Origin of the sequence: Mycolicibacterium anyangense, from assembly GCF_010731855.1 — a bacterium.
Classification (GTDB): domain Bacteria; phylum Actinomycetota; class Actinomycetes; order Mycobacteriales; family Mycobacteriaceae; genus Mycobacterium; species Mycobacterium anyangense.
Map to the genome: position 1 here is coordinate 1400613 of NZ_AP022620.1, position 13262 is coordinate 1413874.

Sequence of the window (13262 nt, forward strand, 5' to 3'; positions counted from 1 at the left end):
GTTGATCCGGGTCCGGCGAAACTACAGTGCAGCAATGAGCCTCGTCACCTACGAACTGCGGGATCACGTCGCGACCATCACGATGAACCGGCCCGAGGCCCGCAACGCGATCAACGGAGCGATGCGAACCGCGCTCAATGACGCCTGGGACCGCTTCCGCGGGGACGAAGACGCCTGGGTCGCGATTCTGACCGCCAACGGCGACGTCTTCTGCGCGGGTAGCGACCTCAAGGACGGCGCAGGGTCGGTCGGCACCTTCGCCGGCACTTTCTGGGAGAAGCCGACGATCAACTCCTTCGAGTCGGGGATGGAACTCTACAAGCCGACGATCGCCGCCGTGCACGGGCCGTGTGTCGGTTACGGGCTGACCGGTGTGCTGTTCTGCGACTTCGTGATTGCCTCCACCGATGCGACGTTCAGCTACCCCGAGGTGCGGCTGGGTGTCCCGACCATCGTCGGGGCGATCCGGCTGCCGGGCCGGGTCGGCTGGGCCAACGCCATGGAACTGTTGCTCACCGGCCGGCCCATCGACGCCGAGCGGGCCAAGGAGATCGGACTGGTGTGGCGGCTGGTCGAGCCCACCGACCTGCTGGCCGAGGCGACCGCCTGGGCGCGGACCCTCACCGAGGCCGCACCGCTGGCTCAGCGCGCCACCAAGGAGGTGGCATGGCGCACCGCCGATATGGGCTGGATCGAATCGGTGCGCTTCGGTGAGGTGATGCGCAAGGTCGCCGGCGCCACCGAGGACGTTGCCGAAGGTTTGGCCGCCCGGCGCGACAAGCGTCCACCCCAGTGGAAAGCGCGCTGAGGCCTGTTCAGTTGCAGGGCGCGTCGCCAGGTGTGTAGTACGGCACCCCCTGGGGCGTGTAGCACGGCGGCTGTCCGGCGGCTGCCTGCGCCGCGGCGTCGTCGGCCGTCGCAGCACCGGCCACAGCGGCTCCGGTGGCGACATCACCGGCAACATTGGTGCATCCGCCGACCGAGACGTGCCGGCCTCCCACGTCACCACACACATCGGCCCCCGCGACCGGCGCCATGGCGATCAGAGCGGCACCCACCGCCATGGCGGCCAGCACGACAGCTGAAAGCTTCTTCATCTCGATCGTCCTCCTGATCTCCCCGGATTCCTCCCGACCCCATCCGATTATGTTCGCGTTCGGGCACCGTGTGGGGCGATTGGTTAGTGTCTGCGGTGCGATGCGTAGTCGACGATGGGTGGTGGCCCTGAGCGCCTCAGTGGTAGCGGCGGCCGCCATGACGGGCGCGCCGGAGCCGGCGCATGCGGACACCGGCTCGCGGGTGGCCGTGAGCAACGGTGTCCTCACCCTCGACGGGCGCCCCTGGTGGCCGGTGGGCTTCGACGCCTATGAACTCGGTACGAACTGGGCGGTGAATTCCGGCTGCGGAGCGCAGGTAGACCTCGACCGCTATTTCGCTTCCCTGCCGCCGAATTCGCTGACCCGCTTCAACGCCTATGCCCCGCTGGCACGCAACCGGCGCACCGCCGCCACAGACTTCACCGCACTGGATGCCGTCTTCGCCGCCGCGGAACGTCATCGGCAGCTGCTCGTCGTCACACTGGCCTCTGGTGAAGACGCCTGCGACGATGGGGATTTCAAGGACCGTAACTGGTATGCGGGCGATTGGGCGTCATCCTCCTACGCCGGCTGGCTCGACACGGCGGTCGGCCGCTGGGGACACTCCAGCGCCCTGGCCGGTTGGGAGCTGGTCGGTGAACCGGAGGCCAGCGTGTGCGGTGACCAGCAGTGCCAATGGCGGCAACGGTCCTGCCCGGCTGATGCGGCGTCGGTGCTGCGCGGGTTCTTCGACACCGCCGGGCGGCGGTTGCGGGCGCTGGATCCCGACACTCCGATCTGGGCAGGGCTGGCCGGTGGCGGGCAGTGCGGCTCGGCCGGTGACGACTACCTCACGGTCGCCCAGTCCCCCGGCGTGGACGTGCTCGATCTGCACGATTACGGTCCACCCGGCGTGCCGCTGCCGGGCACCGCGACCGACGGCGTGCAGCGCCGGCTGGACCAGGCCTGGATCGCGCGAAAACCCTTGGTGGTCGCCGAGATGGGTCAGGCCGCCGGGTCGTGCCGTGCGCTGTCAGAACGGGCCGAGGATCTGGCGCGCAAGGCCGGCGCGCAACGACGGGCCGGATCAGCCGGAGTGCTCTTCTGGGCCTTCGTCCCCGATCCCCGGCTTGACCAGTGCACGCTGGACATCGGGCCTGACGATCCACTCTTCGGTGTCGCCAAATCCCTTGCTGGATAACGACTACCGGCCGCGAAGCTGCAGGGCGTGCGAGCGGCAGAACCCGCCACGAACAGTAGGCAGCCAGCCGAAATCCACCAAAAGCTCGTTGAGGGTGTGCTTGGCGATCGCAGGGCTGGGCCGGCACACCAGAACGGACACGTCGATGGCCGCGGAGCACCGGTCACATTCGACGTGGTAATCCCAGATCGCTGCCTTGGCGACAATCTCCAACATGGTCCGCTGACGCTAACAGCGGATGGCCTCGCCCGCACGCCGAGAGGCCAGGCTTCCCTACAAGCGGCCCTTGGCTTTTGGAAACCCGGCCGCCGGCTCAGCGCAGCGGGAAATGGCCGTCGAGATATGCGGCGCGACACGCTCGCCGGGCCAGCTTGCCACTGGTGGTTCGCGGGATCGTCCCGGCGGGCACCAGCACGACCCGCGGATCGGTGACACCGTAGCGCTGCTGCACCGCCGCACCGACCGCGGCGAGCGCGGCCTGCGGGTCGGCCCTACCGGTTCCGGCGGCCCGCTCGGCCACGATCACCAGCTGGCCGTCGGAAGCTGCTGCGCCGCCGGCGGACACCGCGAACGCGGTGACATATCCTCGGCGGACCACCGGGGAGGCATCGGCAACAGTGGCTTCGATGTCCTGCGGGTAGAAGGTGTGCCCGTCCACCATGACCATGTCCGCGAGGCGACCGGTGACATAGAGCTCGCCGTCGAGGTAGAACCCCAGATCGCCGGTGCGGAGCCAACCGGCCTGCAGCGGTGCGCCATCGGCGTGGCTGCCGACAGGTAGCCGGGCGTCCAGGTGTGCGCCGAACGTCTCGCGGGTCTCTTCGGGTCGTCCCCAGTAGCCGCGGCCGAGATTCTGCCCATACAGCCAGATCTCACCGACACGCCCGTCGGGCAGCTCGTCACCGGTGTCGGGGTCCACCATCACCGCCCACAGGCTGCGGGCCACCTGACCGCACGAAACATGCTGCACCGCTGCGAGATCGTCCGGGGTGACCGCGACGACGCGACCCGCCGCCAGCGCGCCGCCGTCCAGCGTCAGCACTGTGGGAGTGTCGGTGGGCGCAATCGTCGCGACGAACAAGGTGGCTTCGGCAATGCCGTAGGACGGCTTGAACGCTGTGGGCGCCAGACCGTGCGGAGCGAATGCCGTGCTGAACGCGGTGATCGCCGCCGGGCTCACCGGTTCGGATCCGATGATCAGGGCCACATTGCTCAGGTCGATGGCCGATCCGGGATCGGGCCGGCCGCGCTGCGCCGCCCACTCGTAGGCGAAGTTCGGCGCGGCGGTGACCACATGCCCGGTCGCCGAGCCGTCCGACAATGCCTGGATCCAGCGCTGCGGGCGGCGCACGAACGCCGCCGGCGACAGCAGGGTGGAGTGGCCGCCGTACACCGTCGGGAAGCCGATCATCGACAGCCCCATGTCGTGGTAGAGCGGTAACCAGCTGACGCCGTGGGTATTTCGGTCCAGTAGGTCGATCGACAGGATCATCTGAATCAGGTTGGTCCCGACGGCGCGGTGGGTGATCTCGACACCGACCGGTGCGCGGGTGGATCCCGAGGTGTACTGCAGGTGCGAGATGTCGTCGACGTCGATCGCCGTGGGGGCGAACGCAGCACCGGCTGAGTCGGGAATGGTATCGAGTTCGAGCACTGTGGGTCGTCGAGTCGAGGGCAGGTGATCGAGGAACCCCTCCACCGCGGCACGTGCCGCTGACGTGGTCAGGACGACGCTCGGCCGGGAATCGGCCAGTGCGGTGTCCAGCCGCTCGGCGTGCCCGGGCAGTTCGGGGGCGAACAGCGGCACCGCAATGGTGCCGGCCTTGATCGCGGCAAAGAATCCGGCCACGTAGTCCAGGCCCTGCGGGGCCAGGATCGCCACCCGGTCACCACGATCGGCGGCTGACTGGACGGCGGCGCCGATGGCCCGCAACCGGCTCCCCAGCTGGGCCCAGGTCAGCTCGGAGACGTGTCCGAGGGGATCACGACCATAGTCGAGGTACCGATAGGCAACGGAGTCACCGACATTCGCAATGTTGCGGTCGATCAGGGAGATGAGCGTGACTCCGGGAGGCAGCACCACACCCCCGGCGCCGTCCAGACAATCCTCGATGCGCAGCAGGCCGTCCGGCACTGCGCTGTGCCCCCGATCCATGACCGAAGTCTATGCAGCACAAGCCCCCGCTCCGAGGATCCTGAGGCATCATCGCTCGCTGTCGTGGATGCGATGTTCATCACTGCGCCCCGAGCCGGGACGGGTGCGCTAGGTTTGCGCCCCGTGGACACATTCGAGGGCCGTCGTGCAGTCATCACCGGTGGGGCCAGCGGCATCGGCCTGGCCACCGCCCGCGAGTTCGCCCGGCGCGGGGCCCACGTGGTGCTCGGGGACATCGCCGGCCCGGCGCTGGACGACGCCGTCTCGGCGTTGCGCGCCGAGGGCCACGTGGCGCACGGCGTGATCTGCGACGTGACCCGGCTGGAGGACGTCGAGCAGCTGGCCGACGAGACCGAGCGTCTCATCGGTCCGGCGGACATCGTCTTCAACAACGCCGGTGTGGCGCTGGCCGGTCCGATCTCCGAGATGTCGCACGCCGATTGGCGCTGGCTGATCGACATCGACCTGTGGGGCCCGATCCACGGAGTCGAAGTCTTCGTACCCCGGTTGCAGCGCCTCGGCGGCGGGCACATCCTGTTCACCGCATCGTTCGCCGGACTGGTCGCCAATGTCGGCCTGGGACCGTACTGCGTGGCCAAATACGGTGTCGTCGCACTGGCCGAGGTGTTGTCGCGGGAGCTCAAGCCCGACGGCATCGGGGTCTCGGTGCTGTGCCCGATGCTGGTGGGCACCAATCTGGAGAACAACTCACAACGCAGCCGGGCCGGGCTTGGGGCCGACGTGGCCGCCGATGATCACACCGATCCGCCATTCGTCGGGCACGTCACCGACGACGTCGTCCTCGATGTCGACGAGGTGGCGCGGCTCACGGTTGATGCCGTTGCGTCCAACAGGCTGTATGTTGTGCCGCACAGCAATGCGCGGGGCTCGATCCGGCGCCGGTTCGAACGCATCGATCGCACCTTCGACGACCAAGCCGCCGAGGGTTGGGCGCATTGATCGGACGTCCGGTGTTTAGCCGGTGGCCGGTTCGGGAACAAACCCGCTTTCAACCACGTTGTCGCGTCGGTTGAACTAGAGAACGTAACGGGAAGGCACGGATATGACGGTTGACTACGACGCCCCCCGCCGCACGCAGGCTGAGCCTGAGGACGAATCGCTGGAGGAGCTCGCGGGCCGGCGTAACGACGCGGCGACCGCGGTCATCGACGTGGATGAAGCCGATGCGGTCGACTCCTTCGAACTGCCCGGCGCCGACCTCTCCGACGAGGAACTCACGGTCCGGGTCATCCCGAAGCAGGCCGACGAATTCACCTGCACCAGCTGCTTTCTGGTGCACCACCGCAGCCGGCTGGCCGACGCCGCACAGCTGATCTGCACCGACTGCGCCTAACTGGTGGGCCCACTGGGCCACAACGAGCAGGCGCTCAGCATGATCAAAGGGCGCGCCCCGCACCGACACATGGCCGGTGCGGGGCGCGCCCTTTCGCGCGCCCGCCAGTCGGGTCAGGCGATGATGCGAACCAGATACGGCGCCAGATCCGCGGTACGGACCGGCGACACGGCCACCGCGGTATCGGTCACTTCGAGCATCTGACCGTTGCCCAGGAACATCGCCACGCTCTGTGTGCCGTCCGGGCCGTAGAAGATCAGATCGCCCGGAAGCGCCTGATCTGCGGTCACGTGCTGGCCGACCTTGTACATGTCGCCGGAGGACCGGGGCAGCTTCGCTCCGACGCCGGCGTAGACGTACTGGATCAGGCCCGAGGAATCGAAGCCCACAGTCGTCGCACCCGTCCCCTTGCCGAGGGTGGGTCCGGTGATGTCGCCGCCGGCCCAGGAGTAGGGCACACCGCGCTGCGCGAGGCCGCGGTCGATGACGATCTTGACGTACTGGTCGCGGCTCACCGGGGCGGCTCCGGCACTCGCCGACACCAAACCGGGGATCGCCAGCACTACCGCCAGGCTGATCGCGATGGCATAGAGGCGCTTCATCATCTTTTCTCTCCATCTCCTCCGGGCCCGGTGGCCGTGTGCTCCGGCCCCGCGCCCACTTCTCGTCCCCCGTGACGGAAACCCGGAGCAAAGCCCGCGGTATTCACAAAAGTCACTTCTGTAACTTCTACAGCAAACAGATCTGCGGGGGCCAGCCGGATTTTTCGCTGACCAGGCGTTTTGCCCAAACCGTGATGCAACGGTGTCCCAAGCGCGCTCCAACGGTGGCCGAACGGTTGCGACCCCACCCGGCGCGTCGGCTGTGCCGGCGACCCGTGGCATGGTGGGACCCCGGCCGCGGCCACGCTCGAGCACTCGCCAGCAACGGCTGGGGCTCGCCTGCGGTACCGGCCACGACCGGGCCCGGGAAAACCCGGCGCCGGCCTCTGGCGGATCCGCGGACCGCGCCCTAATCGGGCGGCGTCATCCTGGCCGGCAGAATGCGCGACGCCAATGCTGCGGCCGCCATGAGCACAGCCGGGATCACCCAATAGCAGACGAAGGACAGCGGTGTCTTGGTGTCCAGGATCGTCGCATCGCCCTGCACGATCGGGGGGACCGCCGAGGAGATCGTCATCCCGGCGAAGGCCGCGACCCAGATCCAGGTCAGCGTCGTGGTGATCCGGCGGAACGGTTCACTGGCGAGCACCTCGTCGGGCCTGTCCGCCGCCGCGAACTCGCGGACGAACGGTCTGCCGATGAGCACGCCGCCCAGTGCCACCACGAAGATGCCGAGGTTGCTCAACGGCTGGATCCAGCGCTCCATGAAGGCCTGACTGAGCGTGACCGTGAGGAGCGTCAGAACCGTGAACGTCGCCACCGCTCCGATCTCGAAGGTGATGCCGGGGGCCTTGCGAATCCGGCCCAGGACCAATCCCGCGACGGCCACGGCAAGAGCCACCAGGACGGCGGTGTCGAACGGGACATTGCCGACCAGCACCCAGTACACGATCCACGGCGCGAACCCGACCAGAATCCCCACGACCATCGAGTGTATGGCGCCGGGGACCGGCGGGTATGTGCTCGGCGTGACCGAAACCAGCCAGCGTGAGCTCGGCGACTCCGACAGCCCCATCGAGGACGAACTCGAGGAGGCCTTCACCCGGATGGTCGACGAGGGCAGCCAACGCCTGCACCGCAGCTGGCGCGAAGTCCTGGTGACCGGATTCTTCGGCGGCACCGAGGTGGCGATGGGTGTGCTGGCCTACCTCTCGGTGTTGGCCCAGACAGACAACCCACTGCTGGCGGGGCTGGCGTTCTCGATCGGTTTCCTCGCGCTCTTGCTCGGACGCAGCGAGCTGTTCACCGAGGGCTTCCTGGTGCCGGTCACCACGGTCGCGGCCAAGCGGGCCGGCTTCGGCCAGCTGCTCAAGCTGTGGGGCGGAACCCTGGCGGCCAACCTGGTCGGTGGCTGGGTGATCATGGCGCTGATCATCACCGCGCTACCAAAGCTGGCCGATCAAACCATCGAATCGGCCAGCCACTACGCGACGGCACCGTTGTCGCTGCAGACCGGCGCGCTGGCGGTGCTCGGCGGCATGGTGATCACGTTGATGACGCGGATGCAGCACGGCACCGACTCGGTACCCGGCAAGATCGCCGCCGCGGTGGCCGGGGCATTTCTGCTGGCCGGTCTGCAGCTGTTCCACTCGATCCTGGACTCGCTGTTGATCTTCGGCGCGCTGATCACCGGCGACGCCCCGTTCGGCTACCTCGACTGGTTGGGCTGGTTCGGGTACACGGTGATCGGCAACGTGGTGGGCGGGCTGGTGCTGGTGACGCTGCTGAGGCTGTTGCGCAGCAAGGAGCGGATCAAGGACGAGCGCCGCGAGATGGAAAGCGCTACCACCCGGCCTGACTGAGGATCAGCATCGCCACATGAAGCGACGTCCGCGATTCGGCGTCGTCGAGATCGAGGCCGATGATGCGCTCCAGTGCGTCCAGCCGGGAGTACAGCGTGGGGCGCGACATGTGCACGGTGCGGGCCAATTCGGCCTTGTTGCCGCCGGCCTGCAGAAAGCTGCGCAACAGCTCGAAAGCGTCGTCGCCGTGGACCGCACGGTGCGCCAGCAGGCCGGCCAGCTCGGTCTCGGCAAAAGCCTGCACCCGCGGATCGGACCGGATCAGCGAGATCAGACCGCGCAGCCGGACATCGGCGGACCGGTGAAACGGCTTGTCATGCAACGGCATCGACATCGCAACCTCCGCCACGTGGCCGGCTTCGGCGAGCCCGCCGACGGCGTCGATCAGACGACTGGACTCCGGTCCGACCCCGATGACGCAGTCACTGACACCGTCCAGGCGCAAGACCGCACGCCGGATCTCCGAACACACCTGGGTCAGTGCGGAATCCGATGAACGTCCGCCTGCCCGTTGCGGTGCCAGCACGAGGTCGATCTGACCGTCGTCTCGGGTGGCGGCGAGTCCGGTGTGACCGCCCGCGCGCACCGCGTGCATGATCGCGTCCAGGGTGCGCACCCGGCGTTGCTGGACCACCACCTGATCGGCTGCCGCCGTCTCCCGCAACCGAGCCGCCAGCGGCACGTAGGTCAGTGCAGGCCGCAAGCCGAGTGCATGCGCCCGCGCCGTGGCCTCGGCCTCGTCGACGATGCGCCCCCGGCGCAGATCGTCCACCAGCCCGCTCTGCGCCCGCAGCTCTAGCGACGTGCGGTTCTGTTCGACCATGCGGTGCAGGGCCAGCGCCTGTGCCGCCCGCTCCAGTGTCGTCACCGTACGGGCGTCGGCCTTCACGATCGCGGGGGCGATCAGCCTGCCCCACACCTCGCGGTACGGCCCGACCGGCCGCGCGGTCCAGGTGTCCTCGGACGCCAGCCGCGACCGGCGTTCCCAGCCTGCGAGCAGCTCCGTGGTCGGCACCTCCCAGGCGGCGAACGAGAGCACCTGACGGTTGAGATCTTCCAGAACCACCGGCGTCTGGAGCATCTCGGCCGTCGACTCCACGATCTGGTCGATGGAGGCTCGGCGCATGCTCAGCGCGGTGAACGCCTCGTGGACCCGCTGGGCGTAGGCGACCTCGGCGTACTGGTCGGCGACGATGCGGCGGTGCACCTCCTCGGTGACGTCGATGAAGCGCACCGGCCGGTGCAGCACGGCCACCGGCAGACCTGCGTCGATACCCGATGTGCGCACCGACGGCGGAACCTCCCCGATGTGCAGCCCCAACTCGACCACCACACCGACGGCGCCCGCCGCGGCCAACCCGGGCAGGTAGCCGTCGCGGGTGGCCGGGTCGGCCAGCGCCGGTCCGGTGGTGAGCACCAGTTCGCCGCCGGTCAGCAAGCCGGACAGATCAGCCAGATCGCTGACGTGCACCCAGCGGACAGGTTTGTCGAGGTCGCCCGCGCAGACCAGCTCGGGCTCACCGGCCCGTAACGCCGGCAGGTCCAGGATCTCGCGGACGGTAGGCTCCATTGACAGAGTGTAAAAGAATCAGCCAGATATCTGACATTTCGTCGGAGGTGGCCGATCCCGACAGCACCCAGAATCGAGGTCAGGACATCTTCTGAACGAACAGGACTCCCGTGACTCTCACCGCGCCCAATACCCGCGTCCGTACCATCGCCCACTGGTCCGACGGCAAGCTGTTCGCCGGTAACAGCGACCGCACCGCGCCCGTCACGAACCCCGCCACCGGTCAGGTCACCGGCCAGGTCGCCCTGGCCGACGTCGCCGACGCCCGCGCTGTCATCGAAGCGGCCCGCGCCGCCTTCCCGGCCTGGCGCGACACCTCGATCGCCAAGCGCACCTCGATCCTGTTCAACTTCCGCGAGCTGCTCAACGCCCGCAAGCAGGAGCTGGCCGAACTCATCACCGCCGAGCACGGCAAGGTGCTCTCCGATGCGCTCGGTGAGGTCAGCCGTGGCCAGGAGGTCGTCGAATTCGCTTGCGGCATAGCGCATCTGCTCAAGGGTGGGATGACCGAGAACGCCTCGACCAACGTCGACGTGGCCTCGATCCGTCAGCCGCTGGGACCGGTGGCCGTCATCTCGCCGTTCAACTTCCCCGCGATGGTGCCGATGTGGTTCTTCCCCATCGCGATCGCCGCCGGCAACACCGTGGTGCTCAAGCCCTCCGAAAAGGACCCGTCAGCCTCGCTGTGGATCGCCAACCTGTGGGCCGAGGCGGGCCTGCCCGCCGGCGTGTTCAACGTGCTGCAGGGCGACAAGGTCGCCGTCGATGAGCTGCTGACCAACCCCGCGATCAAGGCGGTGTCCTTCGTCGGTTCCACCCCGATCGCCCAGTACGTCTACTCGACCGGCACCATGCACGGCAAGCGGGTCCAGGCCCTCGGCGGTGCCAAGAACCACGCGCTGATCCTGCCCGACGCCGACCTGGACCTGGCCGCCGACGCCATGGTCAACGCCGGTTTCGGCTCGGCGGGTGAGCGCTGCATGGCCATCTCGGCGGCCGTCGCTGTCGGCCCGATCGCCGACGAACTCGTCGCCAAGATCGTCGAACGCACCAAGACCCTCAAGACCGGCGACGGCACCCGCGACTCCGACATGGGACCGCTGGTCACCAAGGCGCACCGTGATCGGGTGGCCTCCTACATCGACGCCGGCGAAGCCGACGGCGCCACCATCGTGGTCGACGGCCGCCAAGTCTCGGCGGACGGCGGCGAGGACGGTTTCTGGCTGGGCCCGACCCTGATCGACCATGTCACCCCCGAGATGAGCGTCTACACCGACGAGATCTTCGGCCCGGTGCTCTCGGTGGTCCGGGTGGACACCTACGACGAGGCCCTCGAACTGATCAATGCCAACCCCTACGGCAACGGCACCGCGATCTTCACCAACGACGGTGGCGCGGCCCGCCGGTTCCAGAACGAGGTCGAGGTCGGCATGGTCGGCATCAACGTCCCGATCCCGGTGCCGACGGCCTACTACAGTTTCGGTGGGTGGAAGTCGTCGCTGTTCGGCGACACCCACGCGCACGGAACCGAGGGTGTGCACTTCTTCACCCGTGGCAAGGTGGTCACCAGCCGGTGGCTCGACCCCAGCCACGGCGGCATCAATCTCGGCTTCCCCCAGAACAACTGAGCCCGAAAGAGGCAACGCACAGCTATGACTGCAACGACTTCGCACCTGCTGCCCAACGGCCTGGACACCGAGAGCGCCCGCGCCGAGGCGTCGCGCGCCTACGAGCTGGATCGCCGACACGTCTTCCACTCCTGGTCGGCGCAGGCACAGATCAAGCCGATGACGATCGTCGCCTCGGAGGGTTCCTACGTCTGGGACGGTGACGGCAACAAGCTGCTGGACTTCTCCGGCCAGCTGGTGTTCACCAATATCGGCCACCAGCACCCGAAGGTCGTCGCCGCGATCGCCGAGCAGGCCGCCAAGCTGTGCACGATCGCCCCTCAGCACGCCAACGCCGCCCGGTCCGAAGCCGCCCGGCTGATCGCCGAGCGCACCCCGGGTGACCTGAACCGGGTGTTCTTCACCAACGGCGGCGCCGACGCCGTCGAGCACGCGGTGCGGATGGCCCGGCTGCACACCGGCCGGCGCAAGGTGCTCTCCCGGTACCGCTCGTACCACGGTGGCACCGACACCGCGATCAACCTCACCGGTGACCCACGGCGCTACCCGAACGACTACGCCAGCGCCGGTGTCATCCACTTCAACGGCCCGTTCCTGTACCGCTCGTCGTTCTACGCCGAGAACGAGCAGCAGGAATCCGAGCGCGCGCTGGAGTACCTGGAGCGGCTGATCGCTCACGAGGGTGCGTCCTCGATCGCCGCGATCATCCTCGAGTCGGTGCCCGGCACCGCGGGCATCATGGTGCCCCCGCCCGGGTACATGGCCGGGGTGCGGGAGATCTGCAACCGCCACGGCATCGTCATGATCGCCGACGAGGTGATGGCCGGCTTCGGACGGACCGGAAAGTGGTTCGCCATCGATCATTTCGATGTCGTGCCCGACCTCATGACGTTCGCCAAGGGCGTCACCTCCGGCTATGTCCCGCTCGGTGGCGTAGCCATCAACGATGCGATCTACAACACCTTCGCCGATCGCGCCTACCCCGGCGGCCTGACCTACTCCGGTCATCCGCTGGCCTGTGCGGCCGCCGTCGCGACCCTCAACGCGATGGAGGACGAAGGCATGGTGGCCAACGCCGCCAGGATCGGTGAGTCGGTGCTCGGCCCGGGCCTGCACGACCTGGCCGCCCGGCACCCCTCCGTGGGCGAGGTCCGCGGCCTCGGGGTGTTCTGGGCGATCGAACTGGTGGCCAACCAGGCCACCCGCGAGCCGCTGGCCCCCTACGGCGGATCCAGCGACGCGATGAACGCCGTGATCGCCGCGTGCAAGGCCGATGGGCTGCTGCCGTTCGCCAACTTCAACCGGATCCACGCCGTTCCGTCGTGCAACGTCACCGACGCCGAGGTGGCCGAGGGGCTGGCGATCCTGGACAAGGCGCTCGACGTTGCCGACACCTACGTGACCGGCTGAGCCGTACCGCAGCCCCTAGTACGGGGACGTGTGCTGGGTCAGGATGAACATCGCCAAGGCCAGGCACAGCAGGATGTTGACCGCCACCAGGATGGCCCCGAAGACGACCAGGCCGTGAACGCAGCGTCGGCCCGCCCGACCGCGTTTGGACCGGCGCTGTTCGTCGAGCATCTTGGTGGCGGCCAGCGCGAAACTGACGTCGATGAGTTCGTCGTCGGTGGCTGACCCGCCCTGAGCGATCTGCTGGAGCCGCTCCGGCGCGATGCCGACACCGACACCGGCAAAGTCGCGGCTCATCCGTTTGAGCTGACGCGGGCTCGATCGATAGGTCGGCAGCCGCGGATCGGACCAGTCGGTCATAGCTTTCTGACTGTAGTGCGGGGCCCACAGCGGCGCGCGGGAAA

General features: G+C 68.2%; 12 protein-coding genes and 2 pseudogenes. 7 read left to right on the forward strand and 7 right to left on the reverse strand.

Features of this window, described 5'->3' with window-relative positions; genetic code table 11:
• Window positions 1–34 precede the first annotated feature (34 nt).
• A complete protein-coding gene (locus G6N35_RS06615) occupies window positions 35–808 on the forward strand; it encodes an enoyl-CoA hydratase/isomerase family protein (RefSeq protein WP_163803536.1) in 774 nt (257 codons plus the stop codon).
• Between the two features lie 7 nt (window positions 809–815).
• Here the strand turns inward: G6N35_RS06615 and G6N35_RS06620 are convergent, their stop codons facing one another.
• Complete coding sequence (locus G6N35_RS06620) at window positions 816–1097, reverse strand: hypothetical protein (protein ID WP_170313114.1); 282 nt, start codon at window positions 1095–1097, stop codon at window positions 816–818.
• A gap of 100 nt (window positions 1098–1197) precedes the next feature.
• Between G6N35_RS06620 and G6N35_RS06625 the strand changes: the two genes are divergently transcribed.
• Window positions 1198–2277 (forward strand): beta-mannosidase, encoded by a 1080-nt coding sequence (locus tag G6N35_RS06625; protein ID WP_163803537.1) that lies wholly within the window; start codon window positions 1198–1200, stop codon window positions 2275–2277.
• Window positions 2278–2280: 3 nt separating this feature from the next.
• Here G6N35_RS06625 and G6N35_RS06630 read toward each other — a convergent pair whose 3' ends face one another.
• Together G6N35_RS06630 and G6N35_RS06635 are read right to left on the reverse strand one after the other, a co-directional pair.
• Window positions 2281–2493: a hypothetical protein gene (locus G6N35_RS06630; protein WP_163803538.1), complete on the reverse strand. Its 213-nt coding sequence runs from the start codon at window positions 2491–2493 to the stop codon at window positions 2281–2283.
• Window positions 2494–2590: 97 nt separating this feature from the next.
• Window positions 2591–4432: a fatty acyl-AMP ligase gene (locus G6N35_RS06635; protein WP_163803539.1), complete on the reverse strand. Its 1842-nt coding sequence runs from the start codon at window positions 4430–4432 to the stop codon at window positions 2591–2593.
• A gap of 123 nt (window positions 4433–4555) precedes the next feature.
• On the opposite strand from G6N35_RS06635, the gene G6N35_RS06640 reads away from it, so the two are divergent.
• Window positions 4556–5392, forward strand: a complete 837-nt coding sequence (locus tag G6N35_RS06640) for an SDR family NAD(P)-dependent oxidoreductase (protein WP_163803540.1) — start codon at window positions 4556–4558, stop codon at window positions 5390–5392.
• 103 nt (window positions 5393–5495) lie between these two features.
• Entirely contained in the window at window positions 5496–5786 is a 291-nt protein-coding gene (locus tag G6N35_RS06645; protein ID WP_163803541.1) for a DUF4193 domain-containing protein, read from the forward strand.
• Window positions 5787–5905: 119 nt separating this feature from the next.
• On the opposite strand, the pseudogene G6N35_RS06650 reads toward G6N35_RS06645, so the two are convergent.
• Both G6N35_RS06650 and G6N35_RS06655 read right to left on the reverse strand, forming a co-directional pair.
• Window positions 5906–6388 (reverse strand): annotated as a pseudogene (locus G6N35_RS06650) (NlpC/P60 family protein); the annotation flags it as partial.
• A 412-nt stretch (window positions 6389–6800) separates the two neighbouring features.
• Window positions 6801–7370, reverse strand: a pseudogene (locus G6N35_RS06655) (hypothetical protein); the annotation flags it as partial.
• A 46-nt stretch (window positions 7371–7416) separates the two neighbouring features.
• Between G6N35_RS06655 and G6N35_RS06660 the strand changes: the two are divergent.
• Window positions 7417–8250, forward strand: a complete 834-nt coding sequence (locus G6N35_RS06660) for a formate/nitrite transporter family protein (protein WP_163807513.1) — start codon at window positions 7417–7419, stop codon at window positions 8248–8250.
• Here G6N35_RS06660 and G6N35_RS06665 read toward each other — a convergent pair.
• The gene (locus G6N35_RS06665; protein ID WP_163803543.1) at window positions 8231–9820 is read right to left on the reverse strand and encodes a PucR family transcriptional regulator; all 1590 of its coding nucleotides are present in this window, start codon (window positions 9818–9820) and stop codon (window positions 8231–8233) included. The two genes, G6N35_RS06660 and G6N35_RS06665, sit on opposite strands and share 20 nt — an antisense overlap.
• 110 nt (window positions 9821–9930) lie before the next feature.
• On the opposite strand from G6N35_RS06665, the gene G6N35_RS06670 reads away from it, so the two are divergent.
• Together G6N35_RS06670 and G6N35_RS06675 are read left to right on the forward strand one after the other, a co-directional pair.
• On the forward strand, window positions 9931–11448 hold the full coding sequence (locus G6N35_RS06670; RefSeq protein WP_163803544.1) for a CoA-acylating methylmalonate-semialdehyde dehydrogenase: 1518 nt from the start codon (window positions 9931–9933) through the stop codon (window positions 11446–11448).
• Window positions 11449–11472: 24 nt separating this feature from the next.
• Window positions 11473–12858, forward strand: coding sequence for an aspartate aminotransferase family protein (locus G6N35_RS06675; RefSeq protein ID WP_163803545.1), 1386 nt, complete (start codon window positions 11473–11475; stop codon window positions 12856–12858).
• Window positions 12859–12873: 15 nt separating this feature from the next.
• Here the strand turns inward: G6N35_RS06675 and G6N35_RS06680 are convergent, their stop codons facing one another.
• Window positions 12874–13218 carry a hypothetical protein gene (locus tag G6N35_RS06680; protein ID WP_163803546.1) on the reverse strand — a complete coding sequence of 115 codons (345 nt, stop codon included), beginning with the start codon at window positions 13216–13218 and terminating at the stop codon, window positions 12874–12876.
• Between the last annotated feature and the right edge of the window lie 44 nt (window positions 13219–13262).